The 23,331-nt window shown below is 55.9% G+C and carries 15 protein-coding genes and 1 pseudogene; 8 read left to right on the forward strand and 8 right to left on the reverse strand.

The features are described 5' to 3' along the window. The first annotated feature begins 177 nt into the window (after positions 1-177). The 3 genes from NLM32_RS39730 to NLM32_RS39740 all read left to right on the forward strand — a co-directional run bounded on the left by NLM32_RS39730 (position 178) and on the right by NLM32_RS39740 (position 4,468). Complete coding sequence (locus NLM32_RS39730; RefSeq protein WP_254134099.1) at positions 178-465, forward strand: DUF3892 domain-containing protein; 288 nt, start codon at positions 178-180, stop codon at positions 463-465. A gap of 518 nt (positions 466-983) precedes the next feature. Continuing rightward, a complete protein-coding gene (locus tag NLM32_RS39735) occupies positions 984-1,862 on the forward strand; it encodes a DUF1837 domain-containing protein (protein ID WP_254134100.1) in 879 nt (292 codons plus the stop codon). Continuing rightward, positions 1,859-4,468, forward strand: a complete 2,610-nt coding sequence (locus tag NLM32_RS39740) for a DEAD/DEAH box helicase (RefSeq protein WP_254134101.1) — start codon at positions 1,859-1,861, stop codon at positions 4,466-4,468. Before NLM32_RS39735 ends, NLM32_RS39740 begins: the two co-directional genes overlap by 4 nt. A 1,377-nt stretch (positions 4,469-5,845) precedes the next feature. Here the strand turns inward: NLM32_RS39740 and NLM32_RS39745 are convergent. Beyond that, the gene (locus NLM32_RS39745) at positions 5,846-6,913 is read right to left on the reverse strand and encodes a hypothetical protein (protein WP_254134102.1); all 1,068 of its coding nucleotides are present in this window, start codon (positions 6,911-6,913) and stop codon (positions 5,846-5,848) included. A 378-nt stretch (positions 6,914-7,291) separates the two neighbouring features. Here NLM32_RS39745 and NLM32_RS39750 point away from each other — a divergent pair, with 378 nt between their 5' ends. From NLM32_RS39750 to NLM32_RS39760, 3 genes are read left to right on the forward strand one after another with little or no spacing between them, the layout of a single operon-like run. Beyond that, positions 7,292-8,446, forward strand: a complete 1,155-nt coding sequence (locus NLM32_RS39750; RefSeq protein WP_254134103.1) for a patatin-like phospholipase family protein — start codon at positions 7,292-7,294, stop codon at positions 8,444-8,446. Next, positions 8,446-10,317, forward strand: a complete 1,872-nt coding sequence (locus NLM32_RS39755; protein WP_254134104.1) for a hypothetical protein — start codon at positions 8,446-8,448, stop codon at positions 10,315-10,317. Before NLM32_RS39750 ends, NLM32_RS39755 begins: the two co-directional genes overlap by 1 nt. 4 nt (positions 10,318-10,321) lie before the next feature. Continuing rightward, positions 10,322-11,992 (forward strand): hypothetical protein, encoded by a 1,671-nt coding sequence (locus tag NLM32_RS39760; protein ID WP_254134105.1) that lies wholly within the window; start codon positions 10,322-10,324, stop codon positions 11,990-11,992. 53 nt (positions 11,993-12,045) lie between these two features. Here NLM32_RS39760 and NLM32_RS39765 read toward each other — a convergent pair whose 3' ends face one another. Genes NLM32_RS39765 through NLM32_RS39775 form a run of 3 tightly spaced genes read right to left on the reverse strand, consistent with a single transcriptional unit; the run spans position 12,046 to position 14,767 of the window. Next, positions 12,046-12,849, reverse strand: coding sequence for a hypothetical protein (locus NLM32_RS39765; RefSeq protein ID WP_254134106.1), 804 nt, complete (start codon positions 12,847-12,849; stop codon positions 12,046-12,048). Then, positions 12,846-14,363, reverse strand: a complete 1,518-nt coding sequence (locus NLM32_RS39770; RefSeq protein WP_256568338.1) for an AAA family ATPase — start codon at positions 14,361-14,363, stop codon at positions 12,846-12,848. The genes NLM32_RS39765 and NLM32_RS39770 overlap by 4 nt, the downstream gene beginning before the upstream one ends. 41 nt (positions 14,364-14,404) lie before the next feature. After that, positions 14,405-14,767 (reverse strand): hypothetical protein, encoded by a 363-nt coding sequence (locus tag NLM32_RS39775; RefSeq protein WP_254134108.1) that lies wholly within the window; start codon positions 14,765-14,767, stop codon positions 14,405-14,407. Between the two features lie 319 nt (positions 14,768-15,086). Here NLM32_RS39775 and NLM32_RS39780 point away from each other — a divergent pair, with 319 nt between their 5' ends. Beyond that, a complete protein-coding gene (locus tag NLM32_RS39780; RefSeq protein ID WP_254134109.1) occupies positions 15,087-15,803 on the forward strand; it encodes a hypothetical protein in 717 nt (238 codons plus the stop codon). 603 nt (positions 15,804-16,406) lie between these two features. Here the strand turns inward: NLM32_RS39780 and NLM32_RS39785 are convergent. From NLM32_RS39785 to NLM32_RS39795, 4 genes and pseudogenes are all read right to left on the reverse strand, one after another. After that, a complete protein-coding gene (locus tag NLM32_RS39785) occupies positions 16,407-19,337 on the reverse strand; it encodes a DEAD/DEAH box helicase family protein (RefSeq protein WP_254134110.1) in 2,931 nt (976 codons plus the stop codon). A 168-nt stretch (positions 19,338-19,505) separates the two neighbouring features. After that, a complete protein-coding gene (locus tag NLM32_RS39790) occupies positions 19,506-20,195 on the reverse strand; it encodes a hypothetical protein (RefSeq protein WP_254134111.1) in 690 nt (229 codons plus the stop codon). Between the two features lie 387 nt (positions 20,196-20,582). After that, positions 20,583-20,693: pseudogene (locus NLM32_RS46460) on the reverse strand (recombinase family protein); the annotation flags it as partial. Between the two features lie 122 nt (positions 20,694-20,815). Then, on the reverse strand, positions 20,816-22,702 hold the full coding sequence (locus tag NLM32_RS39795; RefSeq protein WP_254134112.1) for an AAA family ATPase: 1,887 nt from the start codon (positions 22,700-22,702) through the stop codon (positions 20,816-20,818). Between the two features lie 413 nt (positions 22,703-23,115). Here NLM32_RS39795 and NLM32_RS39800 point away from each other — a divergent pair, with 413 nt between their 5' ends. Next, the gene (locus tag NLM32_RS39800) at positions 23,116-23,274 is read left to right on the forward strand and encodes a DUF262 domain-containing protein (RefSeq protein ID WP_254134113.1); all 159 of its coding nucleotides are present in this window, start codon (positions 23,116-23,118) and stop codon (positions 23,272-23,274) included. Positions 23,275-23,331 lie beyond the last annotated feature (57 nt).

A 23,331-nucleotide genomic window follows, 5' to 3' on the forward strand; every position in this document is an offset into this window, starting at 1 on the left:
AGACCGTCACACGCTCTCGATATTGTTGTTGCAGGTCGCCTGAAAGGCGGTTCGCCGGCAGGCGCGCAGGCTCCGCGCAAGTTAAGCAATCGAGCCTGCTCCGGTCCTTAGCGGCACAGGTCTTTATCGCCGGACGAGCAGGATTCTTGCTCGCTAAATAGTATGGAACGTAGGACAATGGCCACTTACCGCATCGATTGTGTTCGCAAGCCCAACCGGCTGAGTCGGCATGAGCACATCACAGATGTCGGTGGGCCTAAGACCGAGGGCGGAAGATGGCAGGACAAGGTGGAAAACGTTGTCCGCTTTATCGAGAACAAGCAACACAGGTTCTACACGCAAGAGGGTAATTCGACGGCCTGGGTTGCCGTGCGAAAAGCCCCTTCGGGACGCAAATTCATTCAGACCCATGCAGATGGTGTCTGGACTGACAACTTGCTCGCCCTCGACGAGTGTTCGAACTAGGCGTGTGCCAGCGCCGTACCGGCCTGAACGGAAAATAGCCCCCAGAGAGCGCAAGGCGACCCGAAAGGCACGCGGGTCCGAGTGCAGCGACGAGACCGGTTCAATTAGCGACACCCGGGCACGGGGCAGTGATAGCGATCGCCGCAGGTGAACCCCTTTCCTGATGCCCCGGCGAGGAGCTCCGTAAGTTCGCCGAGCCCAGGGGCTCCTCCGAAATTCGATGTGTACCGGAAGGCGGCACAACTGCCCAATCACTCGGGCCAACAAACCAAGAGATCGCGGCTGCCGCATTTGGTTGCCGTGATCCGGCAAACCGATTCGTCCCTATTGGCGAATAGGGCGACTGCGTCCACAACAGGGAGCGCGAAACTTGACAGACGTTTGCCAACTGGTTGATCTCCGCGTACAATTTCCGCTTTGATTGAACGGTTTGTTTTATGGACTCTAGGACGGCGCCTAAACCATCGTTGGCCGAACGGTTCACGGCAGTGACACGTCAAGGCCTGGACTTAACGCCGGTGCTCACCACGGTCACAACCCACGCTCAGGTCGAAGATACGAAAGCTATTGCTCACTGCCACCACGTAGCGCTTGACGGCTCCTGCTTGCCACGGCTTTCCGATTTTACGGACGAAGTTGCGAACTGGCTCCTCGACTATGTGACGCCCCGCAGGCATTTGATGGCGGCGAGTTCGTCAAATCAACAGGAAGCTCGACTGAAGAACGAACGCCTGCGCCGCCAAGCCATCGATACTTTCAAACGATATGGCATGTCTGGCGAACAAGGAGAGATGCTTCTCTTTGTTCTCGCAGAAAGCCTCCTGAAGTTACCGCAGCTCCTTTGCAAAATGGATCTCAAGACGGATAGGGAGATGCATTTCCATGGCCTCGATGGAGTACATTGTGGGCCAGGGGGCGCACCCGATGAGCTGGCAATCTACTGGTGTGAATCGAAAGTACACAAGGATTTGGATCGCGCCCTATCCGAAGCATTGGAAGGGCTGAAGCCTTTTCTGTTGTCCGCAGGGACAGGAGATTCCGATAAGCGCCGGGAGCTCGCATTGCTTGAGCACTACATGGACTTGGCAGACCCTGAACTGCAGAAATTGATTCTCGATTCTATCAATCCTCACTCTGCAGCGTTCAACCGAGTTTCGTGGAGGGGCATTTGCCTGGTCGGCTTCGATTATGAGTACCCCCGAAAGCCAAACCAAGTGCGACACGGCGAGTTCACTGCGAAGGTCAAGACGGCCTTTCCACAGTGGTGCCAGATGGCAAAATCACGGGCCACCAATCGGGGGATTGAAAGCTTCGAGATCCATATTTTCTACGTGCCCTTTGGTTTTTGCGATGATTTCCGATCCGCGATGAAGAAGTCCCTGGGATTATTGGCATGACGGTCCAAGCGCTCGCAGAGAAGATTTGGAGTGACGGAAATCTGCAAAAGGCGATCGAAGCGATAACGTTACGCGCTGTTGTTGACGACTTGCCAGCTGTTTCCCTTGAAGACTTCTCTGCAATCCCCGATTGGTTTCACCTGGTGAGGTGCGCGAGTGTCTTCCTCAGCAGTGACTCCGAGTACTACCATGAAGCTGGTCTTCGCATTCTACATTCCTGTCTTACGTGGGAGAATGCCGAAAACGAGCGGGCGTTCGCTGCGGCAATTCTTGCCAAATCCTCCAACAATCCGGCGGTGCAGGTAGCGATAAGGCGACAGCTCCTACCCGCCGATGTGCTGTCGAGGCTTAGACCGGACCTATCGCTTGACATCGCAGCCCGCCAGATCGCCTCGACGATCAACATCGGTACGGCGAGAGAATTTGTAGGCAATGATTTCCAGCAAGCGCTTTGGAGAGCGCTGGAAACGAATGATTGGGTCAGCGCGTCAGCTCCGACCTCTGCAGGCAAATCCTACGTACTGGAAAAGTGGATCGAGAACATCGTATCGACCAAAACACACTCCACGACTTTCTTCATAGTTCCGACCAGGGCTCTGATATCCCAAGTAGAGGCGGATCTTCGAAAATTGGTCGGCGACGACCAGCCTAAGATCAACATTAGCTCGCTGCCGCTCTCATTTAGCGATCCAAAACCACACAATATTTACATCTACACTCAGGAGCGCTTTCACCTTTACATGCTTCGCCGCACTTCGGGCGAACCGGCCGATCTAATTGTGATCGACGAAGCACAGCAGATTGGAGCGAGCCAACGCGGCATCCTGTTGCAGCAAGTTCTGGAGCTTGCGCAAACACAGTTTCCTAAAGCGAAATTCTTGTTTGCAAGCCCTTCAACGGACAATCCGCAAAGTCTTTTACAGTTTGCGCCCAAAGGGAAACGCGTACGCGCCATCACTGGTATTAAACCCACCGTCAACCAAAATCTGATTTGGGTCGAGCAGGTAAGAGGCAAACCCAAGAAATGGGACCTGAGCCTACTACTCTCGGAAAACAAAAGAGCTGCTCTCGGGCAGATCAGCCTGCGCGATAGACCTTCGGTAACACAGAAGTTGCCGTTCATTGCATGGGAGTTGGGGAAAGCTGGTGGAAACGTAATCTACGTCAACCGAGCCTCCGATGCAGAAACAGTCGCCGAGATACTATGTCAATTCATCAAAGATGAAATTCCAGATCCGGAACTTACAGCACTCAGCGAGCTCTGCGAAAAGGCTGTTCATCCGAAATTCAGGCTTCGGCGGTTTGTGCGAAAGGGTGTGGCCTTTCACTATGGGAATATCCCGCAGTTGATCAGGACTGAGGTGGAGCGGCTGTTTTCGTCAGGCAAGATCAACTTCCTAGTCTGCACCTCCACGTTGATTGAGGGCGTCAATCTGTCCTGCCGCAGCGTTTTTATGCGACATCCAAAGCGCGGCAAAAGTGACCTCATGAAGCCCGAGGATTTCTGGAATCTGGCTGGCCGAGCCGGGCGATGGGGCAAAGAATTTCAGGGAAATATCTTTTGTATCGATCCACTTCACCCGTTGGAATGGTTTGATGGAAGCGCACCGCGTTCCAAACAGAAGCAAAGTATTCGTATCGCCACTCAGCGGTTGGCGTCAGAATTTCCCGCGTTCATGGAATACGCGAGAAGCCGCGCAATTGGGACCCGAAACCGCTTCTACGAATATTTGCTGTCCTATCTTGTTTTTCGACAGATCGGACATGGAACGCTCGCGTCGTCGCCGAGCGTGCATGCCCTGTCGGATCACGAGCTCGACGCTTTGTCGGCTGAAATTGATGAAATCATAGAAACCCTTGAGGTTTCAGAGCAGATCGTCTTGCGGAATCCAGGGATAAGCCCGTGGGGCATGAATGCTCTGCAGCGTCATTTTATGAAGACGCCAGATATCGAGTTGGAAGGCCTATTGCCAACCGACCCCTTGAGTGAGGCAACAATTCAAGACGATGACGGAGAAAGCCGGGATGACGCCATAGATAATTTCGTCAGAATATTCTCACGATTGACGGAGCATCTAGGGGCGGGACTAGGAAGCGGCAGCTCGGCGTATGGAAACGCCTTGCTGGTTATTGAATGGATGCGCGGTCTGCCCCTCAGTCGAATGATCGATAATCAGATCCGTTACTGGAAGCGACGAGACCCATCGAAGCCCGAAACAACCATCATTCGAGAAACGATGGAGCGGGTCGAGCGGGTTGCACGCTTCGAAACTCCAAAGTATCTCCACGCCTACCTCGATATACTTCGGCCGGTCCTGATCGTGCGCGATAGAGGAGACATTCTGCCTCCCACCGATGATTTTTGGCTGTATCTTGAGTTCGGCGTCTCAAAGCGAACCCAGCTATCGCTGATGTCACTTGGCCTCTCGCGATCAAGCGTAACCTCGTTGTCAGTTTTTATCACGGAAGACAATTTCTCTGAGGCGGACTGCCTGAACTGGCTCGTGACAAACAATTGGCGCGAGTTTGGTCTGCCTCGGCTGGTCGAGATGGAGGTTGAAGCAGTCCTTCGGCGGCACAATGCCAGCCCTCTTGCGCAGCCATAAGTTCAGCACGCTGATGGCTGTTCATCGTGCTGCGGGCGCCGGGCGCAGGCACACAACACCAGAGTATCGGAGGAGAGCCAGAGTCCATCAAGCAATGCGTCGCCGGTCTGAACGCACAACAGCGCGAGGCCATTTCGCTTAAATCCCGGCGCGTCTCGACAGGGCTACGACCTGCCTCGATCTCCCATGCCAAACTCACATCACCTCACGATGGACCCACAACTAGCCATTTGCGCGCGCCGGTGCCTGTTGATTTTGGTAGCCATAAGTTGCAGCTTCTAAATGGTCCATGTTGGAGAGTTACTATGCTGGCACTACGGCACCACGATTCGCTCGACTACGCGAAACTTCCGGACATTGATGCGACGGACGCCGGGATCATTACTTCCGACGATCAGGCCTGCTTGGACGAGATTGGAAGCACTCTACTACGGTCGAGGTTCCACGAGCGATTTGGTACCACCCTTCTGCACAGCCATTTTCCGATCGGCGATCATGAAACTTTGTTGGAGGAAGTTTGCCTGGACGAGCGAGCGATAACCTTGCGGCCGGTATGCGGCCAGCCTTTCGATGTTTTTGCCACGAACGTATGTTTCGATGACGCACATGCCAGCCGCGGAGGATTGCGCCTAGTGGGCTTGGAATTTGCAACTCGTCAAGCGCTCGGCGGCGCTGCTTCGATTGGCAGTTCAGACCACGATGTTCTGACAAGCGTTACCCAAATCCTTCAAGGCCATGGCAAGACAAAGCGGTTTGGCATCCGTCTTCTACACGACCCGCTCAGGCTGGGTGGAACCGCACTTTTGGAAACGTGCGATTCCCTGCAAAGAATCCTTAGATCCCGTAGCGAAGCAGAGAGTCCGGCGACCGTCCGATCCATACCTACAGTCTTCCGCTGGGAAGAGGCTTGGGCAAGCGAAGATGGATTGGCGGTTGACCAGGGATGCATGCAGTTCTGTCGGACAGTGAGCCGCTGCGAACAGCCCGTTCGCGGGAGCCACAGCCGAACCCGCAACCACGAACCGACAGGTCACGAAAGTATCTAGACTTAGCGGAAGCCGCTTCACTTGGGATCGAGATCTCGACAGCTCATGGATAACTCCGCCACGGCAATCAGCTTTCGTCATCTTTCTTGCCAAGGATCTGCTGCAGAGCGAAGGCCGGCTGCGGTGGCCCTGCGGCATATCGCGACGAATTAGTGCGATAAAGACGTCTTTGGTGCAGAAAACTTACCTTTGAGGTCGCTTTTGCGAGGGGGACGCGTCAACGGATTGCGTGCGCTGACCGACGCATCACACGCCCCTCCATTGAGCATCCGAATGACGGGCCGCTCGCATGCCGTCCGTCGTGCAGTTTTGCTCCTCACTCTGCCCGGTTTCACCGGGCTTGCACGAATGTAACGGTCGAGGTTTTGGGTAGCGCGTCCTTGGAAGTGGCGGCAGTGATCACCTGTGACACCAGATCCAGCACCTGGAGGGAGCGCGCCTCTTCGTTGGCGCCGAAAACGGGGGTCGGTATGAAGAAACTTTCCCCACCGTACGTGACGGCAACAGCCGTCCCGGCGGGAGCTGGAATGGCACGCCTGACCTCGAAGAGCGGAACCGTCAGTCTTCGATTGTCTTTTTCGATCAAGACTTCTGGTAGGAACGGATGCGTCGAGTAATTCTGAGCTGCGATCAGGTCACCGAGATAATACAGGATCGCTTGGGTCGTACGCGGCTTGAATGGAAGTTCGATCTCGAGAAGCCGCAATTGTCTGACAAAGGTCTGGAAGGTGACCATCGCACATAAATCACGTCCCACATTTAGCAGCGTCATGGTCGCATGAGTTTCCGGAAAGTCCTGGCAGCCGGCCTTATCGAAGCGGTCGCGGTCCCTCTCCATCGCGTCACAAATATCGGCATCACGTTGATTGGCTCTCGCCCGACACCTGGCCGCGGCTTCGGCTGCGATTCGTTGCCTTTTTTGCAAGGGAAGCGTGTATTCTTGCACGAAGATCAGTTTCACCAATTCCTTCGGAAATTTCAGCTGATCGAAGTACTGGACAATGTTGGGCGGCAGCGGACGCTGCATCTCCTGGGCGAAAGCCGCATAGTTCAGATTGTTCATCGTGAATGAGGTGAATCCGCCATTCACGTTGACGGTCGGATTGAGATTGTAAGTCGTGAGCCCGAACGGATCGAAATTGAACGTTCCACCGGCCGATCCTGAAAAGGTGGGCGCGGCCGCGACATCTCCGAAACCGACAAAGGACATCGGTGCACGTTGACTCGCCCGAACAGCATTCAGCAGGATCTGCCGACTGTTCGATTCAGCGATCGCCTGATTGTAGGCGTCGGCCTTGTGTTCAAGTTCGCCCCTTGTGCACCCAGTGCCACAGCCCAAGACCATCATCAATGCTGCAGCGTGACGTGAAAATCGCACCCGATGTTTCAAAAAGCTCATAGTCCGCCCTCACCCAAAATAGTTACGTTGCGTCCTTCACAACCGGGAGTCAACGGGCGGGCGGTGGATAAGACAGAGAGGCGGCGGGGCCTTGGGCCAGAGCGGAGGACGAACAGCTTTCTCGATGCCTGAGTGTCCAAATTGCAGTGTGGAGGCCCCTGCCCGACGAGCCCTCTACATATCGGTCATGAGATCAACGAGCCAAGCATTCCGCGGCTGCTTGCCAATTCTATCGGAGCGTGTATCGTTGTTACTATATCTTCATGAAAACTACTTTGTACGCTGGTAAGCACGTTTCCGAGTGGCATGTCGATTCAAGCAAGGTCCATGCTCCCTCGAGACCCGAATTCTCAGCATAAGGTGATTGGAGCTTTAGTGATGTCCGTTGACGAGTTTGTCGACAGAGCCCCCTCCCAACCTGAAGACGGCATCGGCCTGGCGCTCTCTGGAGGCGGCTATCGGGCGATGGTCTTTCATGTCGGTGCCCTGATCCGGTTGAACGAGCTTTCTCTGCTGCGCAAGGTCAAGCGGATATCCAGCGTCTCCGGTGGCTCCATCACGGCCGGAATACTCGGGGCGAACTGGAAGAACCTCAACTTTCAAGGCGATGTGGCGACCAATTTGGACATCGTTGTCAACCAGGTCAGAAGGATGGCCGATACCACGATAGATGCGGGTGCGATCATAGGGGGGATTCTTCTGCCCGGGTCCATTAGCGATCGCGTCGCAAGCGCCTATGACGATGTTGTCTTTGGGGGCGCGAAGCTTGCGGATCTTCCTGACGATACACAACCCGGCAATCCGCGGTTCGTGATAAACGCCACCAATATTCAGACGGCGGCACTCTGGCGCTTTTCGCGCAATTACATGGGTGATTACAGGGTGGGATTGATCGAACAACCAGACGTGCTGCTTGCCAAAGCGGTGGCTGCGTCTTCCGCTTTTCCTCCGATCCTGTCGCCGTGTGAACTAGACATCTCGCAAGACGTCGTGAACGCCCCAGGCGCGGATCTTCATCGCGAGCCTTACACGAAGACGGCGATCCTAAGCGATGGTGGCGTATACGACAATCTCGGCTTGGAGACGATTTCGAAGAGATACGCAACATTGCTTGTGAGCGACGCCGGACAAAAGATTGCGCCCGAGCCCGATCCGCATCGGGACTGGGCGCGCCATTCCTTGCGCGTGCTTGATACGGTAGACAACCAGGTCCGGAGCCTGCGCAAGCGACATCTGATTGAGTCGTTCCAGCGTAAGGACCACACGGGCACCTATTGGGGTATTCGGACTGCGTTCGCCGACTATCAGCTCGGGCAGGATCCGCTCGGCTGCTCGACGCGCAATCCGGTCCCCCTCGCCGAAGTTCCTACCCGGCTGGAGGCGATGCCCAGAAACCTGCAGGATCGGTTGATGAACTGGGGTTATGCGATCTGCGATGCGGCCCTGCGTGCACATATTGATCCGGCGTTGCAGTCCAAACTTGGCGTCAGCATAAGCCCTCCGACGCAATTTCCCTTTGCTGGTGGATATTGATGGTGCGCGAGCTCACCCCTCCCGCGTTCCGTCGCTTGCGCGTCTATGCATTCGACCCTTCCGCATCGACGGATCTGCGGACGGCCACGATGAACGCAGCCGTGATCAAGGTGCCCTGGGAAGAACTTGATCCCGGTCCGAGGGGCGAATACCTCGAGGTGATCGACGTAGATCCAGCGAGTGACGCCTTCTACGAGCCCGTCAATCTGAATTCTCCGCAACTGCTCGCGCAGGATGGACACGCTCCATCGGAGGGCAACCCGCAATTTCATCAACAGATGGTCTATGCGGTCGGCATGACCACGATACGCAATTTCGAACGCGCGCTTGGTCGGCGGGTCCTTTGGGCGTGGCGGTGGGCGCGAAGGGACGATGCAGACGCCTATAGGAGCAGAACCTATATCGGCAAACTGCGCATTTATCCCCATGCGTTACGGGAGGCGAACGCCTACTACAGTCCACAAAAGCGGGCTCTCCTGTTTGGTTACTTCCGGGCCAGCGGTGAGGACGTCGGCACCAATTTACCCGGCGGGATGATCTTTTCTTGCCTGTCGCACGACATCATCGCTCACGAGATGAGTCACGCGATTTTGGACGGCATGCATCGAATGTATCTTGAGCCGAGTAACCCGGACTCACTGGCGTTCCACGAAGCTTTCGCCGACGTCGTAGCCCTTTTGCAGCACTTCACCATGCCGGAGGCGGTCAAGAACCAGATCGGACGGCTTAGGGGCGATCTCTCGCAGCGCTCGCTGCTCAGCAATCTTGCACTCCAGTTCGGTCAGGCGATCGGCAATTACGGAGCTCTCCGCGATGGCATCGACAAAATAGATCCGGTGACCGGTCTTCCCGATGCGCGGGCGATTGGACATGTGACCGAGCCGCACGAGCGCGGCGCAATTCTGGTCGCGGCCGTCTTCGATGCGTTCCTAACCATTTATCGCACCCGCGTGGCCGACCTGATCCGGATGGTGACTGGCGAAGGCGAGCGCTACCCCGACCGCGACCTTCATCCCGATCTGTTAAACCGTTTGACCGCGGAGGCAAACAAAACGGCAGGGCACGTATTGCGGATGTGCATTCGTGCGCTCGATTATCTGCCCCCCGTCGACGTCACGTTCGGCGACTTTCTGCGGGCGGTTGTCACCGCCGACAGCGATCTGGTCGCCGATGATGATCGCGGATACCGCATTGCTTTTGTCGAGTCTTTCAGAAGGCGAGGAATCTATCCGCGGGATTGCCGCTCGCTGGCGGTCGACAGCCTATTGTGGGGTGAGCCCGACGAGGATGTGGCGTTGGGATGGCTCGACGGGATCGACACAAGCCATAAGGAAAGCCGCGAGGATCTCTGGAAACAGGCGATCGACAACGCCGGCGCTTTCTACGGACGCTTGAAGGACCGGAGCCGGCTTCCGGCGGAAACGCTTCGTAAGATGGGGTTGGCGCTTGATGACGATGCGCCAAAGACGATCAGGCGTTCTATCAAGGATGGCGGGGCGCCGGCGTTCGATGTCCAGTCGGTGCGGACAACGCGCCGTATCGGCCCCGATGGCGAGGAACTTCCGCAGCTCGTGGTGGAAATCGTCCAGGAGCGGAGAGGTTTTAGCGATGCCGGGGAGCAAGCGAACGCAGATGCATCAGGACATCGGTCCCGTGGCGCGGACTTCACCTTTCGCGGCGGGTGCACGCTGATCATCGACCTTCACTCGGCCAGAGTTCGATACATCGTCAGCAAGGACATTCTGAGCGCCTCGAGGCTAGAGGCACAGAGACGTTTTCTATTCGAGCGTGAGACGGAGTCGCTCGGAGCCACTTATTTCGGCCTCGATTCCCGCGAAGAACCGTTCGCCTTTCTGCACCGGAACGGGTGAGGCCATGTTGAGCGCACGAAAAACGCCTGCAAGGCGAAAGAAGACTACGAAATCGGCAGCAAACAAAAAGCCGGCGCGCAAAAAAGGTGGCCGGTCCGCTCCTGATACGGGAGTTGACAACGAGGTAGGCTCGGCCACAACACCTGCACGCGCCAAGCCAGGCCACATATCCGTTCGCATGTATAACAACATCCTCGGTGATTGCTTCCTCATCAGGATTCCCGCCGGCCCCGAACGCGACGTGCAGATCTTGATCGATTGCGGAGCGCTCCAGGGAATGCCGTCTGCGGCCGACATCATGAAGGAGATCGCCGACGACATAGCAACGACGACGGGCTCTCGTCTTGACGTCTTGATCGTCACCCACGAGCACTGGGATCATCTTTCCGGCTTTTGCCAGGCCGAGGACATCTTCCGCAAGTTCGAGATTGATGAGCTTTGGCTCGCCTGGACGGAGGATGACAAGGATGCCGATGCAGCACGGATTCGTGCGCGAAGGCAAAAGGCATTGCAGCTGCTGCTCACGCTCGACAAGCACTTCGGGCCGGCTGCTGCCGCTCCTGAGGAGGACGAGGAAGAGGCGACGAGATCGCCCCGGGCCGGTGGACAGCGTGATGAAGTGAGAGAGCTTCTGGCGTTTACGGGGCAATCCCCAGGCGCCGCAGCCTCGAGGATGGATACTGGAGCCATTCTGACCATGCTCAAGGGACTTGCCAAGAAAGTCCGATACTTCACGCCTGGCGCGGATCCAATTCCGTTGCCAGCCGGCGTACCGGTCCAAGCCTACGTTCTTGGCCCCCCGAAGGATCCTAAATTCCTCCTCCGCAGCAATCCCCGAAAGGGAGAGGTCTACCTCACAGACGAAAGCGCGGGTCTGGGCGTGTATTTGGCGGCAGCTGTTCAGCTGGAGAAGGAAGCCATTTCGCTTGATGCCGACGAAGCGAGGGCCATCGAGCTTTCGATGCCCTTCGACAACCAGCATTTCCGTCGGCTCTCCGAGATGAAAGCGCGGCAAGAGTTACAGGATCAGGTTTACTTTCTCGAGCGGGACGAATGGCGCCGGATCGACCGCGACTGGCTCGGCGCCGCGGAACAGCTGGCTCTGAAGCTCGATTCCGATACCAACAATACGAGCCTGGTTCTCGCTTTCGCGTTCGGGAGCAAGTCTGATCCTCGCGTGTTGCTTTTCCCTGGAGATGCGCAGGTCGGAAACTGGGATTCCTGGCAGCAATACGTCTGGCCGAGCGGTGCCAAACGAGAGGATCCGGCGGCCATCGATATTACCAAGCTGTTCGCCGCCACGGTGCTGTACAAGGTCGGCCACCATGCCAGCCACAATGCGACACTGCGCGCTAATGGCCTCGAGCTGATGACCCATCCAGACCTAGTCGCGATGATTCCGGTCAGAGAAGAGTTCGCTCGCAAGACCAAACACTGGAATATGCCGTTCCCGTCGCTGCTGGCTCGCCTTCTGGAGAAAACGAAGGGTAAGGTCTTGCGTGCGGACAAGTCCCTGGCGGATTTACACGAAGATCGGCTTCGCCGTGAGAATAAGCCAGGTGAACTCAGTCGGGACGACTGGGATGCCTTCTTTTCGCGGCTCAGCGCGGGTCCCAAGTCGGCGCATTCAGACGACGTACCACTATATGTCGAATACTCCGTACCACTTGCGTAAGCGCCAGCAAAGATAAATGGACGGCGTCACACCTTGCCTGGTGCAGTCTCGATCTATGCCGGCATGAATCGCCAGGCTCTTGCTTCGGGAATATCGACGAAAAGCGGGTCGGCCAGGCGAGATCTCTGCATTTCCAGAAAAACGGTCGGGTGCGGCTGCGCGAGGATCATCAATTTCGTCTTCTCAAGCTCTGAGACAGTGACGTTCCTGAGCTTCTGTTCTGCGTAGGACCGCAGTGCGTTTTCAAAATTGAAGCATGCGGATGCCCGCGCTCTGGTCAGAGTCGGCTTATTTAGATCAAGTAGTTCGATCGTCCAGACGGCTCGGCGACGAAGTACTGGGTCGGCGGCGATCGGCACAAAACAGAATGTTCCGGCAAGATCGAGCTGCATGAAATCCAGCGGATTCTCCCTCCGGGGATCAATCAACGCGTCAATTCCTTTGGGAGGAGCCATAAGGCGCCCCGCGCGCGTCCTGATGAACTCCTTCATCTCGCCCGACGGAGTTACATAGGAGTAGCGATTATTCTTGGGACCATTGCATGGACCACACGCGTAGAGATAGTTGGTCCAGTCAAAAACGCGCTCCGGAAAAAGCGCCTTCGGCGCAATATGCTCAACCTCGTCAGCGGCAGAATCTTCGCAGTAGCAGCACCGCCTGGCGCCGCAGCACATTCTCTCCAGCGCGGCTCTTATCTCCTGGAATGTTTTGTTTTTGCGATTATTTCTGCTGCCGAACTTCAAGGCTGCTTCGGCCCCCCTCTCCTTGTATGAGCGAAGCTTGTTTACCTCGGCCTGCCATCCCGCCAGTCGGGCTCGGCACCCGGGCGAGATTGGAACTTCATCGAGCGTAATCATTTCAGTATCGCGGGGCGTGCTGGAAATTTCTTTCTGAGCTCTGCCTGAGTGCGCTTTTCCTCGGCGGACAGCTCCGTCCGCAACGCCTTGACGTTCAGCTCAGCAAGACGATCCAACATTGGGGAGGAATCCTGAGACTGTTCTACATGCCGACCAAATATGTTGGTTCCTAGGGCCTCCACGAGATCGCCGTAGAGCACGCGGTCAAGCTCGGGCCCCGTAATGCGGCCGAAGCTTTGCGACGAATTGCGTTCAGGAAGCTTCCAGAGGCTCCCACGCAGCTCACCTTGGACGGCCATTGCGCGGCACACGATTGGACTATGCGTCGTTATGATGAACTGGACCCGAGGAAAGCATTTCTGCAGCCACTGACCAACCAACGCCTGCCAGGTCGGATGCAGGTGAGCCTCTATTTCGTCTATGGCAACCACTCCAGGAAGGTCAATCATGTTCGGGTTGTGCTCCAGGCTATCCATGAAGGCACGAGGACCTGCGGTTTGGAGCATCTGCCGGAGAATTTCGAGCACCAAGGTGATCAGCGTGCGGTAGCCGTCGCTTAGATCAGCGAGAGCCAAGGGTGCGTTTGCAAAATCCCTGACGAGAAGGCGATCTCGTGTTGGCTCGGTGATCTTCACGCTGTCGAAAATAAACTGAGACTGATTGAGGAATCGTTTGATCCTCCGCGATAGGCTGTCGAGTTCGAAATCGAATTCCGTCTCCTCGATTTTCTTGCCCACAGCGATTTCGACGGCCTTCAGTACGATCGAGCCGTGCCGCATCTGGTAGGCCTCGACGACTTCGTCCAGACACTTGCGGAATGCTTCGATGAGTTTCTGCACCGTCGGATCGGTCTTGGGTTTCTTGGTCGGATCTCGTTTGGCGATGCTACGCATCATATTGTCGACGAGCGACATTACTTCCGCCGACGACAGGAACTGCTTCAAAGCGATGCGCGCACCGCGCTCGAGACGTTGCTCTTCCGAATAAAGCTCGTAAAGCCATTCCTGGCTGGCAGAAAGGGGCACACCTTCGCTGAGAGCGGACAGGTGCGCTCCGAGGCGTCTACTGGAGGCTGCAAGGCTCGCCAGAGATGGGTCACCTGACAGGCGTCTGGATGGTCCGAATGCTGCTGTAAAAACCGGCCGGTCCTGCCAAGGAAGCTTTCTGGTCGTCGTCGCGAGCTTCAGCGATGCGTTTGCGGCTCGGCCATTCGCCTTGAACTGCCATTCCCATTTGGAGCTTTTTGGGAGTTTGGAGCCTGCTCCCGTCACCGCAACTTCGATCCTTCCCGACTTTCGCCCATATCGCAGAAAGGAGGAGGGAATGTCTCGAGGGAGTTGCTTGACATCGGCCTCATCGAGCATCGCCAAAGCGAATGCTTTGACGATGCTCGATTTGCCAGAACCATTCGGTCCGACAATCACGTGCCAGCCCGCCTCTTCGCCTGGCTCGAAGTCCATGCGTAAGCTTTCGATCGACCGGACACTGTCGATCGCGAGCGACCTCAAATACATGGAGGCTCCGATGTCAGCGGAGTAAGCGCGAGTTCAGCAACTCAGCTGCCGATAGAAAATTCTCGAGCCCGAGAAATGCGACCGTCCTCGTCTTCTTTCCAGGCCCCGACGAGAAATCCATCATGCTGAGCCTTCAATGCCCGAAACACGTACTGAAGACCGTCGCGTATGACATCGGTCTTGCTCTTTCCGAGTTGCTTTGCGGTTTGTTCGAGCTTACCGGCCAAAGGGCCGACGAGATCGACCGTCATTCGGACTCGGACAGTTTCGGGGCCATCGGTCTGATCGATTTCATGGGTGAGAAACGCATTGGACTCGTCCGTTAGATCGAGATCTCCCAAACGCGCGCTCTTGGGCCGCGATCCAGCACTGGCCCCATGCTTTTCAAGAGTTTTCGTTGCCATTTTTGACCTACTTCATCGGTATTTGGCGTGGATTTCATGCTGATACCCAAAATCCTTTTTGACATGAATTCACGCCTTTGTGAAACCACTTGTGCTGCCACATGTCCCAACTCAGGAGGGCAACAATGGGTTTCGCACGCAATTAGTTAAGTATTTCATAAGGTTGATAAGAAATTCGCCATTTTGCATCGTCCGCATGTGGACCTCCTCTTGCGCAGTTGCCGACCACTTCGGCAAATCAGTTGATTATTTACACTTTTTCTGACACTCTTCCAATGCCATAGATCAATGAAATTTCCGCCATAACGGGAAGTGGTAAATGGGTGACATTCGGCGCATCCGAGATTTCGTGGGGCCAAGTGTAGAACTGCCCGATCATGTTGAGCGCCTCATGCAGCGTTGGGTGGCCTCCGACGCTTCGGGCGTGGTTCTGAGACATATTCAGGCGCTCGCGCTCGTCGCCGCCGGAGAAGCTTTCCCTTGGACAAGCCCGGTCTTCGACGTCGATCACGAGACAATTTCCTACTGGATCGAGGCGGGCTGCAATCCTTCGCTCACCTTGTGCTCGACAGCGCTGATCACGACGATCGGAAAGGCCCGCTCGAGGTACGCGCGTTTCCGTATCCAATCGGCAAGCTTACGCCAACGTTTTGTGCTCAAGCAGGACCTCGCCCGAGAGGACCTCGACAAGTTCCGAGACGAAGGAGCGGACCAGGCCCCTACATATCTGCCGATGACACCGCGCGCTGCCGCAATAGCCCGCTCAATCCAACACACGGAGCAAGGCCAGATCCTGAAGGCATTAATTGCGGCATTTGCTTTTGCCTGCTGTGTGGCCGGCCACCACGTCGAAGGCCATATGGTAGACTGTCAGGGGCTCGACAAGCTTGTCTACGAGATTACGGAAGCAATGTCAGCGGCGCCTTTCCCGCGGCGAGTAATCATATCCAGCCTCGGCGTGGAGGCCGCATTTGAGTTGAGCCTCCGCGACCCGCGGATTCCTTTTGAGCTGACGCACATCGAGCTTCACTGCTAACGCTCCGACTGCAGGACGTCCGCGTCAGGCGGCGTAGCTAGGACTCGCTCAACCAACGATCAGCGCGCTGACATGCAGGCCGAAATCTCTGGCCTCGCCCGGTCCGCCTTTGTGATTGATCTCGGCGAGCGCGCCATCATCATCGAGTAGTGGCCCACCGGACATCCTTGAGCGGACCCAACGCGGCTCACTCGACATCACTTACTGGCTCGACCGGTTGCTCGGCTGTCTCGGCCGCGCCTTCGGCGGCGATGACGCGATCATCGGTAACGTCTCGCAGAAGGCGGCTGTTCTGGGAAGATTCACGGTGCGAGCGCCTCCAATAACCGTCAGCACTTATGCTAAGTCGTCTGCTGCTTCGAGGGCAAACTTACGTCGCCGAAATGGGAACAGATCGCCAAGACCTCGCAGCCGACCGCAACAGGCGACCTCAATGACCTAATCAAGCGCTGCGTTTCTGCGGAGGGACGCCGCGGGCGGCCGCAGCACCAGCTACCTACTCCTTTATTTGGCAATGAAGATGAGACCGATCGGCGTAGTGTACCTAGCGTTATGGTCGTGCCCAACAGTCAGGCGCTTCGAGGCGTCCTGAAGCTCAGCAGGTCAAGCGCTCGCCCAGACTTCAAGTTGCTGATGTCCGCTCCGAACGAGATAATAGCTCGAAGCGGCTAACACCTCCGCAAGTCGCGGCTCCAAATTGCCTTTGCTGATGCCTGGCTGGACCACGACCATCCCAAACTTGACGGGCCGCCGCGTTGCAAGTTCAAGCATCAGCGCTTCATCACCGCGCACAAGTCTGCCGACCCCCTTCCTTCGGCGCATGCGGTCCAGAGATCGATCTACCAGGCGGGGAAGATCGCACCAGATCATGGACTTAACTGCTTGTGCGCAGACTTCGTAAACATCATCCACACGATTGCCGGGTTGACCGCCACCTGCGCCTTTGCAGTGGAACAATGTCACTTCGACTCCGTCATCTGCTGCCGGGCGCAACACGATGAAATCTGCGGCCTCGCCGCTACCGTGGTCCCAGTAAACGACGGCGTTCTCCACGATATCCAGTTGCCGTGCGAGAAACAGCTGGATGGAGTTGTCGAGAACGCGCCCCCGGTTATCGGCATATTCGACCGTTATATCTACGCCACCGCCTCGCCAATCGACCGCCCTAATCTGTTGCACGTCGAACGGATTGTAGGGCTCAGCGGGCGCAGGAAAGTGTTCGTCGCCGCAGACCCTGGACCAATCATCCAGCATCAGGTTCAGCGGGTTGTCGTTCAGATAATCGACGATGTCCTCCGCGCGCCGGCCAAAAGCGAGCTCCACTTTGATTTGGTCGTCCGACAAATATGAGAATTGCGGGCTTTCGGCGATCTTGAATTGAATTCGTGTCTCCAGCCCTGGGCCTTCCAGCAACAGCCTAACGCCTCTGGCATCGGACTGTTCAACATCCAGGCTGAATTGCGTGAGGGAGTCTTCGGCCGGCCGGCCGCCGATCTCAAATTTCGCGATAGGGGGATCGATATAGATGTCTTTGTCCCATTCGGCCCACAAAACACGAGCAGGGATCGCATCGATAATCTGACCCATTTGAAGCAAATCGAGATTGCTGCCGGTTACAGCAGCCCTCTCGTCCAGTATCTTTCGCGCTAGATTTTTGCACCAGCCTAGCAGCTCAGGTAAAGTGAAGGACGTATTACTCCAAATTTTGGAGGCGCTGCTCAGACCAATCGTTACCTCGTTCCCGTTCTCGATGGCGCTCCCGAAACAATGGCCGCGATGGAAGAGCCGGACGTCTTCCGCCCGGATTGCCTCGTCCACATGGGAGCCGGTCAACATTCGGTAGGATTCAGTCAGGCTCGACTGCTGACGATTTCGCATGCCGACATTGTAAAATCGCGCCTGCTCCAAATCCTTGAGAGCACGGTTGAGCTCCGACAAGCCGAGTATCTTGGGATCATATCCGACCAAGTCGCGCACGATCCGACGATAAAGTCCGTCGCCGCGGGAAGAGGCGCAGATGAAGAGAAGCGACGAGTCCGGATCGAAGTAGAAGATGAAAAGGTCGTATTCCACATCAATAAGCGCATCGTCCGTCGACCACGGTACAGGCGAGCGCATCCTGGTAACATAAACGCTTGAATTGGTGTCCTCGCTCACCCGCCCGAAAATTTGCTCCCGGTCTACGCCAAAATTCGGCACCACGTTGATGTCGAATGCTTCGCGCAGCCTGTAGATTTTTACGTGCGCATAGGGCGAAAGCGAATACAGCGACATATCGGAAAGGTCGGGTATCGTGCCGACGTCGTGTCCGAAGGTCTCGATAAACTCCCGTGCCTCGATTTCGCGCTGTACCCGCGCGGCGCTGAGGTTTGGGATGATGTCGGACCAGACCGCGCCAGCCGAGTATAGTTTCTCCGCTTCAACCTTTACGCCTGAAGCTGTTGCCAGAAATGTGGCGTCGCCTAGCCGCTCGCCGGCTGTTCTCGCGAAGCGTCCAATAAATTGAAGAGTAACCGCCAGAGAACGATGTGGCGAGTGCACAGCCGCGATCTTCAGGCGTGGCATGTCAAAGCCTTCGCCAAGCATGTTGACACAGATGATGCCGTCCAACGCATCGGAGGCAAGGTTTGCAAGCACTCGCTTGACGTAGCCGAGCGAGTGAGTGCCCTGGATCAGCTTAAGCCGCAGCCTCGTATGCGTTTCGTACAGTTGGACCAGCTCAGTTGCCCGTTTCTTGCTATCTGTTCGGACCATAAGGAGGTGATCAAGCCCTGCGCCGCGATCAGCTGCCAATTTGCGCTCCGCGGCTTGGGCAACAGCAATGTCCTCCATTTGCTGTCGGTTCTCACCCGGAGGGATTTGATCGACGAGTTGAAACTGGATGTGGCCAAAAACGCCATCCTGGTAGGCGCGCTTAAGATCGTAAGTGTAAGCGAAGCGACCCAGAATCTCGCGGTCGTCACGGCGGAACGGGGTGGCCGTAAAGAGCACCCTGTGGGCATCCCTGAACATGTCAAGTGTAGCCGCCCACGAGGCTGCCGGACTGTGATGGGCCTCATCAACCAGGATCAGGTCGAACAGATCAGCGGGCGGGACCGGGATCTGTTCCATGTGCGGACTGACGCTTGGCACGGTGGCGACGACGACATCGAACTCCCGAAGTCCTTCCCATTGCAGAGGGTCGGTGATTCTGCCGCTCGTCGCTGTGACGTTTGGCTCTGGCAGATCGGCCGGAAGAGCGCCGAGGCGCTTCAAAACGCCCAGTTTCTTGAAGTCATCGGCGATTTGCTCACGCACGAGGCGGCTTGGCGTCAAGACCAGGACACGGTTGGCTTGCAGTAGAAACGCGCTTGCCTGGAGGACCGCCGTTTTGCCGGTCCCGGTGGGCATCGTAATGATCGCCGCGTCGTTACGTCCGCTGAAATGGGAGCCCACGGCGAATAATGCGCCGCGCTGGGCTTCCCGAAAACCTGGCGTTTCAGCATCTGCAAGCGGAAAGGAAAGCTTCAAATAATGGTCTGAAAAATAGGACACCGCGAATCTCCTCCCTTGGGATTCTGCGGCATGCCTAGTCTTTGCTCAACCATTAGATGTTAGCGAATCCGGACTCTCCAACGGCGAGTCCGTCCTATCCGGGGGCAAACGGGAAACCGTAGCCTGCCTGACGACGGCTTTACCGACGGTCTCATTCCGAATCCGTCCTCAAATGTCGTCGACATTCAGATCATCCATTCGATACTCGCCGGCTTCGACTCGCTTGTCGCGCTCATCTCGAGTTTTAATCCCATCGTTCAGGACGTGCAGAAACTCAAGAGCGCCGTTTATTCTGACCGGGCGATCGTAAGCCGTTTCGGAATCGAAATAGTGAGCGTCCAGGGCGTTCATGACATCGGTGATTGCTTTGAGAGCTTCATTGACCTGCCTCCGGCTCGCCATCGCAAGCGGAGTTGCCGGGGCACCTGTCGCCAGTGCCAGGTCAAGGTGACCAATGTGCCGGTTGCGCCAGTCTCGGCAGAATTTGGTAGCGTCGAGGGCTGTGCCAACCAGGGCGGTGACTTTCGTTTTGAGGGCAGCGTCATCGATCAGGCCTGGCAGATTGCGAATCGTGAGGTTGTCTTTGCCCACGCTCTTGGGCGAGTCTGTTATGCGGGCGAGGTGCATCAGCCGGTTATCCCAGAGTTCTTCCTGCAGCATGTGGAAGAACGCGGGAGCTGCCTGGTTCATGAGATCGATGCGCGAAGGCTTGGTCCCGAACAGCTCTTTGTATTCCGCCCAATAGAGGTGCAAGACTGCCAGCTCCTGCCACAGCGCTGAATACTGGCTTCCGAGAGCTACTCCCATCCGCTCGATATTGCGCTGCTTTACCTGTTCCGCCGTGTAGTGGTCAGACATCTGTTACCCTGTGCTCGTAGACATCTGCGCGCGAGGCAGAATCTGCAGCGCTATCATGGTCGCAACGATTTTACGGGCAATCGTGAAATTGTAGAGGGGCTGCCCCAAAGATCGAGCAACCTCGGTCTGACAAGTGCCCGCCGCGGGTCTCGCCTTGGCTTCACGGACCTGCTTTGAGGTGAGTTTCCGAGGACCACCCAGCCACCCTCTGCGCGACAGCTCTCGCCCTTCCTTCGCCCGTCATGGCCATGACCAGCTCGCGGTCGAATTCGCAACACCTCCCAGGATCACCACCAGGAGCCGGCCCAACGGCGTTGTGGTACCTGCCCAAGCGGTCACTGAGAGATCGGAAGCCCGCCTTCTTCTCATTCAGGTGCGCAATTATATTCAGTCGTCAGTTGATTCTGCCATGCGGTCCAAGCGCGTCGCGACCACCACGTCTCCCACCCCTATGCTGCGAAGTAGCTTCTTGAGCCGTGGCCGATTCGTTTTCGCGCCGCTAACAGCTTCTGCATTGACTCAAGGTCGGCGCTTATTTCCATCCGCTGCCAATTCTGCGCTTAGACCGTTCATGCGCAAATCAGGAATTTTGCATAGCGCTGAGCCGGCACCGCCGTCAATCAGGTCAGGAGACGCGAGCACTCCTCAACGACATACTCCGGAATGCTCTCGAACTTATGTGGGTTGAGCTGCATTACATATTCATTCTCGATATGATAAGACTCGTTGATGAATTTTCGGATTACATTATCGTCGTGATCACTGCCTAGAATACGGAACAACTGAATTTTTTCATAGCCGACGTCGGTGGCGTGGAATTTAGCTTTGATAGCTTCCTCGTTTCGAGCCTCGGCCACGAGCTCATCGTAGTCAAATGCTGGAAAATCGACCCGTATTCTTGCTTCCGCCTGCATCTTCTCCTGTGGTGTCATATCCCGGCTGCCGGTCGCGGACTTTACTGTCGGTATTTCTCTCCCCTTGAAGAGACTGGCTAACAGGTTGTACTCCAGCCCCATATCGTCCCGCAGCTCGAACTCACGCCGCAGATAAATCGACTTGATAAGGGGATCAGCCAGAGACGTGACGTTATCTTTGCAGATCTTTGCGAAGGTCTGAATATCCTCCGGCTCGATCGGAACTTCCTTGACGATTCCAGCCCGGGACGACAGGAAGGTCGCCGAAGGTTGGGCCCCCTGAAAGATCGCGTTCGTGCTTTTGATCACGTCAATCGCCGGCTCGATGTCATGAGTCAGCATAAGAGTGGTCTTGTCGCGGAGACTCGCCCTTCCGCGGAATAACTCGTGCAGGATAGCGAACTTCTTGTTCTTGTCGAAAGAGGAGATAGGATCGTCGAGAATGATTAGATCCGGCTTCTCGCTAAGGACCTGATGCATGAACAGCACGAGCGCGAAAGCATTTTTCTCGCCATAACTCAGGTGTTGTGATGCCATTTCGATGTGGTTGCCAAGATCCTGATGAACCAGCTTCATTTTATAGGTATCTGGTTCGGCAACGATCTCCACTGCGTACCTATAACCTGCCGACCGAAGAAACCCGTTTATGCTGCTCTGGTTCTCATCAATCGCTTTCTTAATCTTCGCTTTATGCCGATTAATCCTGCCTTTCAGGCTTCCGACCTTGGCTATAAGACCGTCGAGCTGCTCATTGATCGGATCTACCGTTACCCTTGTCTCTTGAGAATCCAGCTTGTCGATGAGGCTAAGGTCTATCTTCAAGGGAGTCAGTCGGTCGCTGATTTCCGCAACGTCCCGGAGAGAAAAGAAGGATATGGTCCGCAGCGCTTCCAGCTTCTCAATCAGTCCTTCAATGTCCGCCTTCAGGCCGGTTAGAAAACTGTTCTCCTGAGCCGTCAGTTCGATTTTGGCCCTTGTCACCTTGTCGAGATTATCCTGACATTTCTCACTGAAATACTTTCCCAGCCGGTCGATGATGGCCTTTAGAGTATTCATGTGGCCTACAGCGGTTGCGTCATACTCCTTCTGGACGGCCAAGACCGTTTCCTTTTGTCCGGTCTCCGACAGCGTGGTCGAGCAATAAGGGCAGCGGTCCTCAAGTTGGAGAAATTCGTTTCCTTTGATCTGCCAGGCGATCCACTTGGCGGGCTCTTGACTCTTAATGAAAGTCTCGAATGGCTTCAGCACGTCGGGAATGTTCGCGATCTTATTCCCGGAGCCGAATGCCTTGTGCATCTTGCTGGTTTTAGGAATGGCGCCTGTCTTGGAAGACTTACCGAACGCTTCGCGCAGCTCTTTCAAATCGCTAATGACTTGTCCGATGTCGGCGTTATCGGCGAAAGCTTTCTTTATCCCGGCGAGTAAAGCATCGATTTCAGCTATTTCCGTCAGATACTCCGGTGTGCGGATGAAGATTTCGAAGCTATTTTTCACAACTTCATCCTTTTGAAAAGCAAACTGCTGTACAAATTCCTCATCGAAAACCAGCGCGGACTTCAGACTGTCAACACCTTCAACGGTCGGCGCGCCCACACCCGCTTTTCCGCGATTCTTGAAGGGGACAAGATTCTGAACCGTGCCATCGGCGCGTATTTGACCGACAATTGCTTTCGCTAACGTGCTTTTCCCGAGCCCATTTGGTCCATACTAAATATTCAGGGCGCCTTCGGTGATCCTGATTGTGGCGTGGTCGATGCTGTTGCAATTCGATACCTTGATGCTCAATGCAGCCACGATAGCCCCCTATGAAACCTTACCCATATTTAGCGGAGGCATCGCCTGTGGCGCAAATGAATTACAGACTAGCCCGACAACCTGATAGAGCAGAAGGACCAAGCCGCTCGCGCTGAGCAATAAGCGCTGGAAATCCGTCTTGATGCGGGATTCGCGCCTCGACAAGCCCCAGTCCTAATGCAATCCTTCTTGATACTTGGGTAGGAAGCGATTTGGCATTGCTGTCGTGGACCTCCAAACAGGGCTGGGATCTTTTTTTTCGCAATCCATGGGGAGGGCGCAAGAATCACGCGACTGCTTCCCCCTATTTTCTCGGAAGCATCGCTCTGATCAAACCGAAAGCCGAGGTGGTGGATGGCCAGCAAAGCTGACAACAATCACGCCTCTTTCTAGAAGCGATCCGGACCAACCTCTCCGCCGGCAAAGGC

The organism is Bradyrhizobium sp. CCGUVB14 (assembly GCF_024199935.1).
GTDB lineage: Bacteria > Pseudomonadota > Alphaproteobacteria > Rhizobiales > Xanthobacteraceae > Bradyrhizobium.

Bases quoted from the DNA above. Each gene is read 5' to 3' on its own strand.
- NLM32_RS39745 (WP_254134102.1), bottom strand. From the start codon at position 6,913: ATGAGCTTTTTGAAACATCGGGTGCGATTTTCACGTCACGCTGCAGCA.
- NLM32_RS39740 (WP_254134101.1), top strand. From the start codon at position 1,859: ATGACGGTCCAAGCGCTCGCAGAGAAGATTTGGAGTGACGGAAATCTG.
- NLM32_RS39765 (WP_254134106.1), bottom strand. From the start codon at position 12,849: ATGATTACGCTCGATGAAGTTCCAATCTCGCCCGGGTGCCGAGCCCGA.
- NLM32_RS39790 (WP_254134111.1), bottom strand. From the start codon at position 20,195: ATGTCTGACCACTACACGGCGGAACAGGTAAAGCAGCGCAATATCGAG.
- NLM32_RS39780 (WP_254134109.1), top strand. From the start codon at position 15,087: ATGGGTGACATTCGGCGCATCCGAGATTTCGTGGGGCCAAGTGTAGAA.
- NLM32_RS39770 (WP_256568338.1), bottom strand. From the start codon at position 14,363: ATGTATTTGAGGTCGCTCGCGATCGACAGTGTCCGGTCGATCGAAAGC.
- NLM32_RS39750 (WP_254134103.1), top strand. From the start codon at position 7,292: ATGTCCGTTGACGAGTTTGTCGACAGAGCCCCCTCCCAACCTGAAGAC.
- NLM32_RS39775 (WP_254134108.1), bottom strand. From the start codon at position 14,767: ATGGCAACGAAAACTCTTGAAAAGCATGGGGCCAGTGCTGGATCGCGG.
- NLM32_RS39760 (WP_254134105.1), top strand. From the start codon at position 10,322: ATGTTGAGCGCACGAAAAACGCCTGCAAGGCGAAAGAAGACTACGAAA.
- NLM32_RS39730 (WP_254134099.1), top strand. From the start codon at position 178: ATGGCCACTTACCGCATCGATTGTGTTCGCAAGCCCAACCGGCTGAGT.
- NLM32_RS39755 (WP_254134104.1), top strand. From the start codon at position 8,446: ATGGTGCGCGAGCTCACCCCTCCCGCGTTCCGTCGCTTGCGCGTCTAT.